Consider the following 15,966-nt stretch of genomic DNA (forward strand, 5'->3'; position numbering starts at 1 on the left):
AAAGCCTCTGTCTTGTATAAATTTCCCACAAAGCGCTGCAAAAATCATCTCGAAAGATCAACACGCCCTAATAAAAAGAGCTCTTCGGAGCTCTTTTTTTATGGGGCGTTTTTCAAGTCGCTATTTTTGACCCGCGACTTACAAGGTGGGTGGTTATTCAGGGATAATAGAAAAGACCATTCCTGTTCGGGGTTTTCGGTTAAACAGATAGCGATTTTTGCAGTGACTTCGTATTCGGCGCCGCAAGCTGTCGCTAGCTTTAGGCTAGGCTGGTTATCTGGATCGCAGACAACTTCTAAGCGAGTTAAGTTAAGCTTAGAAAAGCAAAACTCTACTAACGCGTTAAATGCTTCTTTAGCGTAGCCTTCACCTTGATACGCATCGCTAACCCAATAGCCTAAACTGGCCATATTGAATGTATGGTACAGCTCATTAATGGCAACCATGCCAATCAGCTTGTCATCTGATTTTCGAAAAACACCAAAACCATAAGCCGTCCCTTTTACCCAATTTAGCCGTGTTGCCAAGATGAACTGTTCGGCATCCTTGTGCGTAAACGAAGGTTCACACCAGTCTATCCATTGATGCAAACTTTTAGATTGCGATACTGTCGTTGATAGCTCATCAGCGTAGTCGGGTTGTATTAGCCGCAGGTGTAACCTTTGGGTGAAAATTTCAAAGCTTGGACTCATTGATAGCCTCCATACTACTATATACCCAAGTAACCTCAATATGTGTGGTTCAGCAAGAGTTGCCTAGTTTGCATACGCGGCAACGACTCGACAATCTAGTGGTTCTAAATTGAGAATCGTTAACAAAGTATGCGAGCTAGGCAGACTTGCCCTTCGGGAGCGATTCACTGATTCAATTGCTGCGTTAAATGACTTGGAAAGAACTCGTTATTCCACTGCGTCATTTGCCTTGCACTTGAATCAGTGACCACGCTCTGAACCCTGCATCTTGAAGTCACTTGGGTATATTGGAAAGCATATATTAAAACGCCCTCTCATGAGGGCGTTATCGCTATGGTTTTGTAACTTGCAGACTACTGTGCGACGCGACGTACCTGGATGATCATTCCCATTAACGGGTGATCTAGGAAGTGCGTTTCCGTGCTTCGCATGCGACGCTTCTGGTCCATACGGTAGCTTTTCAGGAATCGTTCAATTTCAACGCTAGGGGTGACATCTTCCAAATGACCTAGCTGAACATTGCTCTCTTCAGTTACATCCTCCACGTTTGATTCTAGATCGATAGGTGCGTCTTCCATTATGACTTTGCGCACGCTTGGCGATTTAAGATCCAACGTAGTGTCTGCGTATAAGTAGTGTTCTACATAAATTTGCAGCTTGCCATCAAGTTCGTACAAAGGAGAAGGGATACTCTCTTCTACAATACCGTCGAGTGCCTGCGGTGCATCTTCTAAGCTACGTTCTGTGCCATCTGGGTTGAAGTTTTCGGAGTAGTCTTTACCTGCTTGAATGTGGAAGATTGGCGCACCAAAGCGGCCTTGGTCACCCTGACGCCATGCCGTGTGCATTAACACGTTAAAGCCTGCGTGTTTTTTAAGGGAAGCAACTTGATCGCCGAGTTCGTATTCTTCGAACGGCAGCATAGTCACGCCTTTCTTATCTCGGTAACTGGCATCAGAAAATTGACCAACGCGTTCCATACTGATTTCTGGTTGCGTATTTGGCCATGATTCAGAGGTTTGCTCTGCATCAACTGCGCGTTTAAAAATGATCACTTCTATATCGAATTGTCTTTGTGCCATCGATGGCAAAGAGACAAAAAATAGTAGCAGTGGGATCAATTTTTTCATTGTGACTCCATAGCAGGGAGGTTCTCTCCCTTTTGTAATTAGTGATTACCCTTTAGGTAATGTATTTTGTTTGAATTCGCCGAGCATATCTGCCACAAATTGAATTCTCTTCCTTCTGTCGGCTAATGGTACCGTAAACTTAAACTTCGTTGGGCCTTCCATTGCGAATTTTTGAGGTTGAGATTGCAATAGTTTAACTAAATACGCCGGGTTAATGTCAGCATCAGGATAGAACTCAATGTAACCGCCTTTCTCTTGCGCTTCAATCTTCTTAACCTTGATTTGGGCCGCATCGATTTTCAGCTCAGAAATAGAGAGCAGATTTTTGGTCGCATCTGGCAAAATACCAAAGCGATCGATCAGTTCGACTTTAAGTTCAGACAGTTCATCGCTGCTAGTGACACTCGCAATTTGCTTGTACATCGATAGGCGAGTGTTGATGTCAGGAATGTAGTCGTCTGGCAATAGCGCCGGTAAGCGCATTTCCACTTCGGTCTGTTCACGCAGTAGATCATCTAGCGAAGGCTCTTTGCCCTCTTTGAGAGCTTCAACGGCTTGCTCTAGCATCTCCATATAGAGAGTGAAGCCAACCGATTGAATTTGACCACTTTGCTCATCACCAAGTAGCTCACCAGCACCACGAATTTCTAGATCGTGCGTCGCTAGCGTAAAGCCTGCGCCCAAGTCTTCTAAGGATGCAATGGCATCTAGACGCTTAATCGCATCTTTAGTCATGGCTTTAGGATGCGGTGTGAGCAAGTAGGCATAAGCTTGGTGATGAGAGCGACCTACACGACCACGCAATTGGTGTAACTGCGCGAGGCCAAGATTATCGGCTCTGTCCATGATGATGGTATTGGCAGTTGGAACGTCGATACCCGTTTCAATGATGGTGGTACACACCAGTAGATTGAATCTCTGGTGATAGAAGTCGTTCATAATGCGCTCAAGCTCTCTTTCACGCATTTGACCATGAGCGACGGTTACTCGAGCTTCTGGTATGAGTTTCTCCAAATCGGCAGCCACTTTCTCAATGGTTTCGACTTGGTTGTGCAGGAAGTAAACCTGACCACCACGCATGATTTCACGCAGTACCGCTTCTCGAACCACGGCATCATCACTTTGGCGAACAAAGGTCTTGATCGCGAGTCGCCTTGCAGGCGGCGTTGCAATGATGGAAAGATCACGCATCCCGCTCATCGCCATGTTGAGCGTACGCGGAATTGGCGTTGCAGTTAATGTCAGGATGTCGACATCGGCACGCATCGCTTTGACTTTCTCTTTTTGCCTTACGCCGAATCGATGCTCCTCATCCACTATGAGCAAGCCAAGATCTTTAAACTGAATGTCGCTAGAAAGCAGCTTGTGAGTGCCCACAACGATATCGACTTTACCATCAGCCACATCCTGTAAAATGGCTTTCTGTTCTTTGGCGGATTTAAAGCGAGAGAGAACTTCGACGCGAATTGGTAAGTTGGCAAAACGATCTCTAAAGTTTTCGAAATGCTGCTGAGCGAGCAGGGTAGTTGGAACTAAAACCGCTACCTGCTTACTGTTGTCGGTACAAACGAACGCGGCGCGCATTGCGACTTCGGTTTTACCAAAGCCTACATCACCACAGACCAAACGGTCCATCGCTTTGGCTTGGCACATGTCCGAAAGTACCGCATTGATGGCTGTGGACTGGTCATCGGTCTCTTCAAAAGGGAAACCTGATTTAAAGGTTGCGTATTGGCCTCTATCTAGATCGAATTTGTAGCCAGGTTTAAGCTCACGTTTTGCGTAAACATCGAGCAGCTCTGCGGCAACATCGCGTACTTTCTCTGCAGCGCGGCGTCTGGCTTTAGCCCAAGCCTCTCCTCCCAGTTTGTGTAGAGGCGCAGACTCTTCTGCGCCGCCAGAGTAGCGGCTTATGAGATTCAAAGAGGCGACGGGAACGTAAAGCTTGGCATCGTTTTGATACTCGAGTGTGACATATTCGGTTGTCATACCGCCGGCTTCGAGGGTTTGTAAGCCGATATAACGTCCAATACCGTGGTCGATATGTACCACAGGCTGGCCGGGTTGCAGTTCTGCAAGGTTGCGAATAACCGCATCGCTGTTGGTGTGCTTACGATCTTTCTTGCGACGCTGAACAACGCGGTCACCAAGCAGATCACTTTCACAAATCAGTGCGACGTTCTGTTTTGCATCGATAAAGCCATGTTCAGAGGAGCCTAGAACAAGCGTAAACTTCTCTTGGCTGCTGAGTGCATTTGCAAAACCATCAACAGGTGATGGTCGCAGCTTGATACCTTGCAGTAGTTCGAGGAGTGCCTCGCGTCGGCCTTCCGATTCAACAGAAAAAACGACTTTGCCTTGGAAGCTTTCACAGAATCGACGTAGATCCGCAAGTGGCTCTTTGTTTTGATGTTGGGCGGCAAGCTTCGGAAGCGATTCAACCAGTGAGTTAATACGTCCCGCTTTCTCCACGATAGCATCGGCGGATAGTGAGACTTGCGGCATCTCTTTAAACGATGCAAACAGCTCATCCTTTTTCAGCCATAACTCTTCAGGCGGTAGTAAAGGACGCATCGGGTCAACTTTTCTTTGGTCGAAACGGTAATCCACGTCATTAAGAAAAGAGTCAACGGATGCTTCGATATCACCAACTGTCAGTAATAAGCTGTCATCTGCGATGTAATCAAAGAGCGTTTCCGTATGTTCAAAAAACAGCGGTTGCCAATATTCAATACCCGCTGGCCACGTGCCTTTTGATACCTGCGCATAAACAGATTCCGGTTCACGTCGAGCTTCAAATCGTTGACGCCAGCGGATACGGAAATTTTCGATTGCAAGTTCTGTGGTTGGGAACTCATGCGCAGGAAGAAGACGGATCTGATCCATATCTTCAATTGAGCGCTGGTTCTCTGGATCAAAGGTACGAATAGTATCAATCTCATCATCGAAAAAGTCGATGCGATATGGAGCATTGCTACCCATCGGGTACAAATCAAGAATTGAGCCGCGGCTTGCGTATTCACCTGGGCCAAATACTTGATCAACGTGTCGATAGCCCGAGTTCTCTAGCTGAATTCTCAGCTTCTCCATCGAGAAGCTATCGCCCGTTTTGACCATTAACGTGTGCTGTAGCAAATAATCTCTTGGAGACTGGCGTTGAAGCAATGTGCTGACAGGAACAATGGTTATGCCGCTCGTTTGCGTTGGTAACTGATACAAACGTGCAATACGATCTGAAATGATCTCTTGATGAGGAGAGAAGCTATCGTAAGGCAAGGTTTCCCAGTCTGGGAAAAGTGCGACTTCTTCTTGGCTGAACTGTTCAATCTCGTGCTGCAGTTTAAGCGCAGTTTGAGGATCAGGCACCGCTAGAAGAGTGTGGCTTGAGTGCTTGTTTGCCAACTCGGCAATGGCCAGTGCTAAGCTTGCACCTTGCAAGTTACCAATATATTTTTTGTCTCCGGCACCTTTAGGTTCAACCAGAGTAAGAAGTGAAGATGTTGTCATTGTTTTGGTTTTTATCGGTCTCGATTTAAAGAGCGTTGGCGCAGTAGTTTTTGTTGCTGATGAAGCGCCGCTTTAATCAATAGGTCTTGGTCGGGCTCACGGATCAGTTCGTAGTGTAATGTGACCAAATAATTTTCTTCGTCTGCTTGGCAATCGGTCACCTTGGCATAGCAGTATATGGCTGCTGCCGGGTGTTCCAAAAATAGTTTAACTCTCGCGTACGACTCAAGCCCAACAGATTCAGATGAACGGTAAGTAAATTGGCTGGCGCCAAAAGAGGTTGTCTGAAATCGATATTTCGGGTCGTCCTGCTGCGATAGCATAAAGGTAAGCAGCAGATTGAGTTTTGAATTTTGGTTGTCGAGTAGCTGTACGACGTGCTTAAAATCGCTATTTTTCAGTTCGAGTCGTGCATTTTCATTTAGGTGATCTAACTGACTGAACTCGCTGGCGACAATAAAGGGAGCAGGGATTTCACCTTCAAATAGCTCTCTAGATGGTAGCGAAAACGCTTTACCAAGGGGTTCTATGTTGGCTGTCATCGTGTGATGGACGGTAAAATACTCTTGATCTGTCATACAGTTTTCCCTTACTTGTTAATCTGATTATCGTCATAGTTGGCAACTAATCAAGGTATGTCCTTGTTAATCACACATTTTGACGCTTATTTAGCAAATTAGGGCTACAACACTTTAACGTTAATCGGTAGAGTTAGGTGCATTAATCATTCGCGACATTTAACTCTAGGCAAAGACTATGTTTCACCCAATTTCGGCCTTTATCGGATTGCGCTACTTAAGAGGGCGTTCCGGCGATAAGTTCAGCCGATTTGTTTCTTATATGTCGACAGCAGGCATTACCATTGGCGTTATGTCCTTGGTGACGGTGCTCTCAGTCATGAATGGCTTTGAAGCCAGTTAAAAGGTCGCATTCTCGGAGTTCTTCCTCAAGCTGTTGTCTCATTTGATGATGGAAAGACGTCCATCAGCCAAGCGCGCCAGAATTTCTTTCTTCCTATGGTTCCATCCGAGAGTCTGAGCCTATCGTGCGCAGTGAAGCCATTATTCAAAGCAGCTCTCAGTTAACGGCAGGTTTAATGATTGGTATCGAACCAAGCGGTAATGACCCCATTGGGGATTATTTGATTGCCGGCCGCTTATCATCGCTTCAGCCTAGCGAGTATTCGGTATTCATTGGCCATTCGCTTGCTCGAAAGCTTAATGTCACTTTAGGTGATAAAGTTCGTTTAATGGTGACCAGCGCCAGTCAGTTCACTCCGCTAGGGCGTATTCCTAGCCAACGTAACTTTATCGTTGCAGGAATCTACAATACTGGCTCGGATGTCGATGGCCTATTGATGGTGACCCATATCTCTGACGCATCTCGCTTAATGCGCCTGCCAAAGGATACAGCGACGGGCTGGCGACTGTTTTTTGATGACCCTTTTATCGTGAGTGAGCTTCAAGATATTGAACGACCAAGCAACTGGCATTGGAGTGACTGGCGAGCGGAAAGGGGTGAACTGTTCCAGGCCGTTAAAATGGAAAAGAACATGATGGGCTTAATGCTTGGGTTGATCGTGGGTGTAGCGGCATTCAATATTATCTCGGCCTTGATTATGGTGGTGATGGAGAAACAGTCTGAAATCGCCATTTTAAAAACTCAGGGAATGAGCGACGGGCAAATCTTAGCTATTTTCATGGTACAAGGTGCGAGTAGCGGAATTTTAGGCTCGATAGCTGGTGGTGCTCTTGGAGTGGCTCTGGCGTTAAACCTGAACAACTTGCTCGATAGCATGGGCGTTGCGCTGTTTTCTGTCGGCGGCAGCCTCCCTGTAGATATTAACTACGCTCAAATCATAACGGTTGTTATTGGCGCGATATGTTTAAGCTGCTGGCAACCTTGTTCCCTTCTTTACGTGCATCTTCTGTTAAACCTGCTGAGGCCCTTAGGTATGAGTAACCTTCTACAATGTCACAATGTTTGTAAAACCTATGTTGAGGGTAGCCTTGATACTCAGGTTCTCAAAGGGGTGAGTTTCGAGATCCAAAAAGGGGAGCTAGCTTCCATCATTGGTACCTCTGGTTCAGGTAAAAGTACTCTGCTTCATATTCTTGGTGCTTTGGATGATGCCACCGAAGGCCATGTGACATTTGAGGGGCAGAACTTGACGGAGTTGAGCTCCAACAAGCAAGCGAAGATCCGTAATCAACACTTGGGCTTTGTTTATCAGTTTCATCACTTATTGAGTGACTTCTCCGCACTCGAGAATGTCGCAATGCCGCTGTTGATTGGTGGTCAAAGCGCTTCAAAGGCGAAGCAAGAAGCAAAAAATTTACTAGAGCGAGTTGGTCTTGCCCATCGAATCGATCATCGACCGTCAGAATTGTCTGGTGGTGAACGTCAACGAGTGGCGATTGCACGTGCACTGGTGAATAAACCTGCGCTCGTTTTGGCTGATGAGCCAACCGGTAACCTCGATCATAAAACCGCGCTTTCTATTTACGATTTAATGCGTGAGTTGAATAGAGAGTCTGGGACGGCATTTTTGGTGGTCACTCACGATGGTGAACTTGCGGCTAAGATGGATCGTCAACTTCACATGCAAGATGGCTTATTGGTTAATGTAGGAGAGCAATAGTGTTTTCTTCATTAGCGCTTTTTATCGGCGGCCGATTCAGCCGCGCTAAAAAACGAAACAAAATGGTTTCGTTTATCTCTTTGTCTTCAACTATCGGCATCGCAGTAGGCGTAGCCGTAATCATCATTGGCTTATCCGCGATGAATGGGTTTGAACGCGAGTTGAAAAACCGCGTGCTCTCTGTCGTTTCACATGGTGAGTTTGAAGGTATGCGCGGCAGCATCAGTGACTGGCAAACAATGTCAGCCACAGCGCTAAAAAACGATCAAATTGAGGCGGTCGCCCCGTTTGTTCGTTTTACTGCATTGGCGGAGAAGGGGCAAAACCTGAAAGCAATCGAAGTTAGGGGTATTGAGCCTGAGTTGGAGTCGCAAGTATCCTCTATCACTAACTTTATTGAGCAAGATGCATGGGAAGGGTTCGCTGCAGGCGAGCAACAGGTCATTTTAGGCAGTGGGGTTGCAAATCAGCTAGGTCTTGAGCGAGGGGACTATCTCACCTTGATGATCCCGGATAACAATGGAACAACTCGAGTTCAGGCACCGCGCAGAGTCAGAGTTAAAGTCGCAGGACTTTTGACCCTGAATGGGCAGATAGACCATAACCTTGCCTTGATACCGCTAGAAGATGCTCAGCAGTATGCTCGTCTTGGCGATGAGGTATCAGGCTTGTCTTTGAAAGTCAGCGATGTCTTTAAAGCGACAGAGGTGGTTTACCAAGCTGGGCGAACCATCGATGTGCCCCTTTATGTCAGAAGTTGGCAGCAGAAGTTTGGTTACCTGCATCGGGACATTCAGCTGGTTAGAACCATCATTTACTTGGTGATGGTGCTAGTGATTGGTGTGGCGACTTTTAACATTGTTTCTACGCTGATGATGGCGGTAAAAGACCGAGCAGCAGAGATTGCGATTCTGAGAACGATGGGCGCTAACGATGGTTTGATTAAACGTATCTTTGTTTGGCAGGGCGTGTTTTCTGGTGTGTCAGGCAGTTTAATCGGCAGTGTGTTTGGTGTGGTGGTAGCGTTGAACCTTACCCAAATTATAAGTCAGATCGAGAGAGCGATTGGCCATCAATTCTTGTCAGGTGATATCTATTTTGTGGATTTTTTGCCTTCACAAGTGATTTGGCAGGATGTGATATTAGTGTCGCTGACGGCGGTTATTTTGAGTCTTCTAGCGACTTGGTACCCAGCTAAGCGTGCGAGTAAGTTAAATCCGGCGACGGTATTAAGTTCTAAATAGTTTGCTATTGGGAGTTTAGCCGAACAGGCTGTCTTGTCGAAAATCACAAGTCGAATGTCGAATCAGAACTTTCAACTTGAACTCACAAAAAAAGGACCGTATCGGTCCTTTTTCATTTGTGCGTTACATCATTTCTCAAAAGAATGCTCGCCTCAATTGAAACCTAACGCTGCACGTCTATTTTTTGCGGCGGCAGATGGCTAACTTATTGCACTTACCTGATAGCAATTATCTCAAGCGACGTTTTTGCCAACTTCTTACAACCGAATAGCGCCATAGCCCTCTGATCCCAAAGTAACCTGCCATGCTGCCAAAATTCCACAGATTAGGCAACCGAGTAGGAATGGAGGGCCAATGGTGTGCATTTGCTGCAGAATAAATTCCCAAGAAAGTTCGAAGTGAAAAGGCTGTGGGGGAACATGCATTACCATCGCACCAACTTTGTATGCGAAATAGAAGAGTAATGGCATGGTGATTGGGTTACTAATCCAAACAAGTGCCACCGATAGAGGGAGGTTTACACCGCAAACAATCGCCACACCCGCCGACATGATCATTTGGCTTGGCAGCGGCACAAAAGCCATAAACAAGCCAACAGCAAAAGCGCCCGCAGCGGAGCGTCGGTTTAAACACCACAAGTTTGGGTTGTACAGCACATTACCAAAAACCTTTAATGCCTTTTGACGTTTGATGACGTCGTGGTTAGGCATGAAACGTTTTATAAACTTTCTTGGCATAGGGAATTATGGTTCTCTTTCTAAACTATCGGTTACTTACATCGTTTGCTTTGGTGGTTGCTAGCTCACCGTATTGGCGCGCCATACCGAGTTTGACTGTATGCATCCCCCTACTTGTCGTAGTCATTGGCTGCATTAAGTATAGGCGTTACCATTTATTCGCTGGAGCTTCCCTTGCCATCACCGTCGTCGTCTTACATGGACAGAGCCTAATGCGACAGACAACACATCTTTTCCAAGACGGTCGCGATATTACCATAACTGCGGAAGTAAACAGCTTTTTTCAGCAAAATAGTAGAGGCTATCAGGGAACTATTTTAGCTCGATCAATCAATGGTCAAACTTTGCCCGCATTCGCTCAAGGTTACATTAGACTAAATAGCCCGATTTTGCTGTCTATTGGCGATCAAATAACGGCTCGCGTCACCTTAAACCCAGTCAGGGGAAGGCTAAATCTAACGGGTTTTGATCAAGAAAAGTATTTTCTTGGTCAAGGTTGGGTGGCGAAAGCAACGGTTAACACCAAGCATTCATGGCGAGTAGACAGCGGTTCCTCTTTTCGTCAGGCACTTTATAACAGAGCAAATGAACACTTGCAGCAGCTAAATAGTTTTAGTTTGTTAATGGCGTTGGGATTTGGCGACCGTTCCCATATTACTCACCCGCAATGGGAACAGCTTAAGTCTAGTGGTTTGAGCCACTTAGTCGCGATTTCAGGATTGCATATTGGTATTGCTTATCTATTTGGGCACGCAGTAGGCGCTTTGATTTATCGGGTTGACTCTAGGCTGATGTTAGCTCCATTTCTAACGGGAGTGATTGTCGCGAGTATCTATGCGTGGCTAGCGGGTTTTTCTATCCCGACGCAAAGAGCTCTGATTATGTGTTGTGTCAGTGCAGCCCTTTTATGGGTGAACTTGCATTTAGCATTTTGGCAACGAGCGTTGATCGTTCTCAGTGTTATCTTGCTACTCGACCCTTTTGCGGTTGTGTCGGTGAGTTTCTGGCTCTCTTTTCTTTCGGTGTGCATCGTATTTTTTGTTGTGACGACCCAATCTCGCCAGTCCTTATTTTCGCGCCTACTCGTTGCTCAAATCGCTATCACAGTTATGACGCTGCCGCTTATCGCCTATTTCTTCAATGGGGTGAGTCTTTCCGCGATCGTATACAACCTAGTTTTTGTGCCTTGGGTTAGCTTGATCGTGCCTATTGTTTTTGTTGCTTTGATAGCGACGGCTCTCGATGCGTCATCAAGTCATTATATATGGCAGTTGTGTGACTTTCTGATGCTGCCCATGCTTCGCACCATAGAGTATTCCACCCATTCTTGGTGGTCGCTCAGCTTGGGAGAAACTTGGGTATTGATCTACTGTGCAATTGCGGTTGTCTTGTATCGATTACTCAGTCGGTATGGGCGAATTCTGATGTGTTGTTTTCTGATGGTACTTTCCTTGTCGAGGCTGACGGGCAAGCCTGAGTACGAGTGGAAAATGGATGTGTTTGATGTTGGACATGGCCTCGCGGTGCTTATCGAATCCAACCAAAAGGCGGTTCTTTACGATACCGGCAATCGCTGGGAACAGGGCAGTTATGTTGAATCTGTGATTGCGCCAAGCCTCAATCGAAATGGCATTGATGAGCTCGATGGACTGATTATCAGCCATGATGATTTGGATCATGCTGGTGGACGGGAAGACGCTTATCGCTTGATTCCACCGAGGTGGGAGAAAAGCAGTCAAGCTCTGGAACCAGACAAGGGTTGTCTAAGAGGTTCTAAGTGGCAATGGCAGAGCTTAAGTTTTCACGTTTTGTGGCCTCCTAAACAGGTAGCGAGGACTTACAATCCCCAATCTTGTGTTATCTCAATTAAGGATGGCGAAGGTCATACAGTGCTACTCACGGGCGATATCCCTAGTCTCGTTGAGTGGCTTCTGGTTCAGAGGAGCCTCGAAGATCTTAAAGCGGATGTGTTACTCGTTCCTCATCACGGGAGCGATACATCATCAAATGCTACGTTCATCGAATCAGTCTCTCCGACATGGGCCATTGCTTCTACTGAGTATGGAGGACGATGGCGATTACCAAACCCAGATGTCGTGCAGACATATCTTGAGCAAGGTGTTTCTTGGTTAGATACTGGCCAGAATGGACTCATTTCGGTTAAGTTTTCTCCAAGCAACATAGAGTTCGAGACGGCGCGAGTAGAATCGAAGGAGCTTGGTATAGGCAGATGCTACGTAAGGGAGTAGAATGATGAGAATATTGTAAGAAAATAAAAGCACTTATATGTCACAACAACATGATGAAACAACTTGGCAAACCTTTAAGCGCCTTTGGACCTACATCCGTTTATACAAGGCTGGTTTGGTTGTTGCTGTTATCGCTCTTATCGTTAATGCTGTTTCTGAAACTTATATGATTTCTCTGCTAAAGCCTCTTCTTGATGAAGGCTTTGGTGACGCAGAATCGAACTTTCTTCGAGTTCTTCCATTTATTATCTTTGGCATGATCGCGCTACGGGGTTTAAGCGGCTTCGTATCAAGCTACTGCTTGAGCTGGGTATCCGGTAACGTCGTAATGCTGATGCGCCGAAAGATCTTTAATCAGTTTATGCACATGCCAGTGCCATTTTTCGACAAAGAGTCTACGGGTGGTCTGCTTTCCCGAATTACTTACGACACCGAGCAAGTTGCCGGAGCGACTAGCCGTGCCTTAGTCAGTATTGTTCGTGAAGGTGCGAGTATTATTGGCTTGCTGGCGCTGATGTTTTACAGCAGCTGGCAACTGTCGTTAGTTCTGATTGTGGTTGCGCCAGTGGTGGCGTGGGGCATCGGTATTATTTCCAAGCGTTTTCGTAAGATCTCTAAGAATATGCAGACGACGATGGGGCATGTTACCTCGTCAGCGGAGCAGATGCTAAAAGGCCATAAAGTGGTGTTGAGCTACGGTGGTCAAAAGGTCGAGACAGAGCGATTTGATGATGTGAGTAATCACATGCGTCGTCAGTCGATGAAACTGGCAGCCGCTCAAGCGATTGCAAACCCAGTTATTCAGTTGGTTGCTTCGGTAGCACTTGTCGCGGTTCTATTACTGGCGAGCGTAGAGTCTATTCGAGCGGAACTGACTCCCGGTACGTTTACCGTTGTATTCTCTGCAATGTTTGGTTTGATGCGCCCTCTAAAAGCCATCACCAACGTCACTTCTGACTTCCAACGCGGTATGGCGGCGAGTCAAACGTTGTTTGCCTTGATTGATCTCGAAACTGAGCAAGACAATGGCAAATTTGAAACCGATAAAGCAAAAGGCGACATCGAAGTAAAAGATGTCACTTTCACCTATCAAGCAAAGAAAAGCCGGCGCTGTCCAATGTGAGTTTCTCATTGCCGCAAGGTAAGACGATAGCCTTGTGGGGCGTTCAGGGTCAGGTAAGAGTACTATTGCTAACCTGTTTACTCGTTTCTACGATGTTGATAGCGGAAACATTGAGCTTGATGGTCATGACATTCGTGACTACAAGCTCAAGAATTTGCGTTCTCACTTTGCCTTGGTTTCTCAAAACGTGCACTTATTCAACGACACGATTGCCAACAATATTGCTTATGCGGCGCAAGAAGAGTACACCCGTGAGCAAATTGAGCATGCCGCACAGCTTGCCTACGCAATGGACTTCATTAATGAGATGGATGACGGCCTAGACACCGTGATCGGTGAGAATGGAGCAAGCTTGTCTGGTGGCCAACGTCAGCGTATTGCTATCGCACGTGCATTGCTTCGTGATGCACCTGTGCTGATTTTGGATGAAGCCACTTCTGCACTAGATACTGAATCTGAAAAGGCGATTCAGGCGGCGTTAGATGAGCTTCAAAAAGACAAGACGGTTCTTGTTATTGCGCACCGTCTGTCGACCATTGAAGAAGCCGATGAAATTCTAGTGGTCGATGAGGGTGAAGTTATTGAACGTGGTAACCATGCAGAGCTATTAGCTGAAAATGGTGCTTATGCTCAACTTCATCGCATCCAATTTGGCGAGTAAATCCAAGTGATTGAGAAGATCTGGTTTAACAACCATCCGCTCAAATATCTGATGTGGCCACTTTTGTGGCCATTGAGCTTAGTATTTGCTCATATCGCACGTAAACGCAAAGCGGGCTATTTAGCGGGCAAAAAGACCTCTTACAGAGCATCTGTGCCTGTTATCGTCGTTGGAAATATTACCGCAGGCGGAAATGGTAAAACACCGGTTGTTATTTGGTTGGTGGAACAGCTTCAGGCATTGGGATACAACCCTGGAGTAGTTTCACGCGGATATGGCGGTAAAGCGCCGTCTTATCCTCTGGTTGTGACGAATGAGACTCCAACCGATTACAGCGGCGACGAACCCAGCTTGATTCACCGTCGCACTGGTGCGCTTGTTGCGGTAGACCCGAAACGACCAGCAGCGATAAGAGCTTTAGAAGCCAAAGGCGTGGATATCATTATAACCGACGATGGGTTACAGCATTACCCTCTGCAGAGGGATATTGAAATCGTTGTCGTCGATGGTCAACGCCGATTTGGCAATCAGCAGATGTTACCGTTAGGCCCACTTAGAGAGCCCGTTTCTCGGTTAGACAGCGTCGATTTTATTATTACTAATGGCGGAGAAGCGCAGGAAGGCGAGATGGCGATGTCTTTGACTCCATCAGACCCTGTTAATCTCCATAATGGCGAAAAGACCCTGCTGTCTGAGCTCGATTCGCTTGTCGCATTTGCGGGTATTGGTCATCCTCCGCGATTTTTTAAAACGCTAGAAACCATGGGAGCAAAGCCTGTTTACACAAAAGCCTTTGCAGACCATCAAGCCTACCATCAAAATGAATTAGAACAGCTTGCTCAGCAAGGTTCTCATCTTATAATGACAGAAAAAGATGCAGTTAAGTGTCACCAGTTTGCTCAAGCCAATTGGTGGTATTTGCCTGTCACTGCGACGTTTTCAGAAAGTGATACTCAGCAGTTACTCAATAGAATTAAAAAGGTAATGGAAGAATATGGATCATCGTCTACTTGAAATTGTGGCATGCCCAGTGTGTAAGAATAAGCTAACGTACGACAAAGATAGCCAAGAGCTTATTTGTAAAATTGATCGCTTAGCGTTTCCAATCAAAGACGGCATCCCTGTTCTAATCGAACCAGAAGCACGCGCAATGTCTATGGATGAGGGTCGATAATGTCTTTTACGGTTGTTATACCGGCTCGCTATCAATCGACTCGCTTACCGGGCAAGCCGTTGGCGGACATTGCTGGGAAGCCAATGATTCAATGGGTTTACGAGCAGTCACTGCAAGCAGGTGCTGACCGAGTAATCATTGCCACAGATGATGAGCGTGTTGAGCAGGCAGTGAAAGCATTTGGTGGCCAAGTTTGTATGACCTCGCCAAACCATGAGTCAGGTACTGAACGCTTAGCTGAAGTTGTGGATTTGATGCAAATCCCAAGCGACCACATCGTTGTTAATGTGCAAGGTGACGAACCTTTGATCCCACCAAGCATCATTCAACAAGTGGCGACTAACCTTGCGAACAGCTCCGCGCCAATGGCTACGTTATCGGTTGAGTTTGAAGACGAAGCGGAAGTGTTTAACCCTAATGTCGTGAAGGTCGTGACGGATAAAGAGGGTTATGCAATGTACTTCAGCCGCGCAACCATACCTTGGGACCGAGATAACTTTTCTCGTCAAGGTAATGGCAACAACACTGTTGTTCAGCCGCTACAAAGACACATCGGTATCTACGCCTATCGCGCGGGTTTTATCAACACTTACATTAATTGGGCGCCTTCCGCACTCGAGAAAATTGAGTGCCTAGAACAACTACGTGTTCTTTGGTATGGCGAAAAGATCCATGTTGAAGTCGCTAAAGAAGCGCCGGCAGCAGGCGTGGATACCCCAGAAGACCTTGAAGTGGTTCGTAAGATCTTAGGCCACTAATCGACTCGTGTCTTAAGCAATTGAAAAAGGCTCATCATGGGCTGTCTCTT

General features: G+C 46.4%; 9 protein-coding genes and 4 pseudogenes. 8 read left to right on the plus strand and 5 right to left on the minus strand.

Annotated features, from left to right (window positions below; all coding sequences use genetic code 11):
* Nucleotides 1–153: 153 nt before the first annotated feature.
* The 4 genes and pseudogenes from UA76_RS12255 to UA76_RS12270 form a co-directional block, all read right to left on the minus strand.
* A pseudogene (locus tag UA76_RS12255) lies at nucleotides 154–692 on the minus strand (GNAT family N-acetyltransferase).
* A gap of 353 nt (nucleotides 693–1,045) precedes the next feature.
* Nucleotides 1,046–1,822 carry a peptidoglycan binding protein CsiV gene (locus UA76_RS12260; RefSeq protein WP_047046503.1) on the minus strand — a complete coding sequence of 259 codons (777 nt, stop codon included), beginning with the start codon at nucleotides 1,820–1,822 and terminating at the stop codon, nucleotides 1,046–1,048.
* 45 nt (nucleotides 1,823–1,867) lie between these two features.
* Complete coding sequence (gene mfd, locus UA76_RS12265) at nucleotides 1,868–5,329, minus strand: transcription-repair coupling factor (protein ID WP_047046507.1); 3,462 nt, start codon at nucleotides 5,327–5,329, stop codon at nucleotides 1,868–1,870.
* 11 nt (nucleotides 5,330–5,340) lie between these two features.
* Nucleotides 5,341–5,907, minus strand: a complete 567-nt coding sequence (locus tag UA76_RS12270) for a hypothetical protein (RefSeq protein WP_047046510.1) — start codon at nucleotides 5,905–5,907, stop codon at nucleotides 5,341–5,343.
* A gap of 178 nt (nucleotides 5,908–6,085) precedes the next feature.
* Here UA76_RS12270 and lolC point away from each other — a divergent pair.
* The 3 genes and pseudogenes from lolC to lolE all read left to right on the plus strand — a co-directional run bounded on the left by lolC (nucleotide 6,086) and on the right by lolE (nucleotide 9,214).
* Nucleotides 6,086–7,291: pseudogene (gene lolC / locus UA76_RS12275) on the plus strand (lipoprotein-releasing ABC transporter permease subunit LolC).
* Nucleotides 7,284–7,970: a lipoprotein-releasing ABC transporter ATP-binding protein LolD gene (gene lolD / locus UA76_RS12280; protein WP_047046513.1), complete on the plus strand. Its 687-nt coding sequence runs from the start codon at nucleotides 7,284–7,286 to the stop codon at nucleotides 7,968–7,970. Before lolC ends, lolD begins: the two are co-directional and overlap by 8 nt.
* Nucleotides 7,970–9,214, plus strand: coding sequence for a lipoprotein-releasing ABC transporter permease subunit LolE (lolE, locus tag UA76_RS12285; RefSeq protein ID WP_047046516.1), 1,245 nt, complete (start codon nucleotides 7,970–7,972; stop codon nucleotides 9,212–9,214). Before lolD ends, lolE begins: the two co-directional genes overlap by 1 nt.
* A gap of 228 nt (nucleotides 9,215–9,442) precedes the next feature.
* On the opposite strand, the pseudogene UA76_RS12290 reads toward lolE, so the two are convergent.
* Nucleotides 9,443–9,951: pseudogene (locus UA76_RS12290) on the minus strand (DUF2062 domain-containing protein).
* 8 nt (nucleotides 9,952–9,959) lie between these two features.
* Here UA76_RS12290 and UA76_RS12295 point away from each other — a divergent pair.
* The 5 genes and pseudogenes from UA76_RS12295 (at nucleotide 9,960) to kdsB (ending at nucleotide 15,916) form a co-directional block, all read left to right on the plus strand.
* Nucleotides 9,960–12,200, plus strand: coding sequence for a DNA internalization-related competence protein ComEC/Rec2 (locus UA76_RS12295; protein WP_084705510.1), 2,241 nt, complete (start codon nucleotides 9,960–9,962; stop codon nucleotides 12,198–12,200).
* A gap of 37 nt (nucleotides 12,201–12,237) precedes the next feature.
* Nucleotides 12,238–13,984 (plus strand): annotated as a pseudogene (gene msbA, locus UA76_RS12300) (lipid A ABC transporter ATP-binding protein/permease MsbA).
* A 6-nt stretch (nucleotides 13,985–13,990) separates the two neighbouring features.
* Nucleotides 13,991–14,998 (plus strand): tetraacyldisaccharide 4'-kinase, encoded by a 1,008-nt coding sequence (gene lpxK / locus UA76_RS12305; RefSeq protein ID WP_047046520.1) that lies wholly within the window; start codon nucleotides 13,991–13,993, stop codon nucleotides 14,996–14,998.
* Nucleotides 14,979–15,158 (plus strand): Trm112 family protein, encoded by a 180-nt coding sequence (locus tag UA76_RS12310; protein ID WP_047046524.1) that lies wholly within the window; start codon nucleotides 14,979–14,981, stop codon nucleotides 15,156–15,158. The genes lpxK and UA76_RS12310 overlap by 20 nt, the downstream gene beginning before the upstream one ends.
* Entirely contained in the window at nucleotides 15,158–15,916 is a 759-nt protein-coding gene (kdsB, locus tag UA76_RS12315; RefSeq protein WP_047046528.1) for a 3-deoxy-manno-octulosonate cytidylyltransferase, read from the plus strand. The genes UA76_RS12310 and kdsB overlap by 1 nt, the downstream gene beginning before the upstream one ends.
* Nucleotides 15,917–15,966: the final 50 nt, after the last annotated feature.

Origin of the sequence: Vibrio mexicanus (genome assembly GCF_001012815.1) — a bacterium.
Taxonomy (GTDB): Bacteria; Pseudomonadota; Gammaproteobacteria; order Enterobacterales; family Vibrionaceae; genus Vibrio; species Vibrio mexicanus.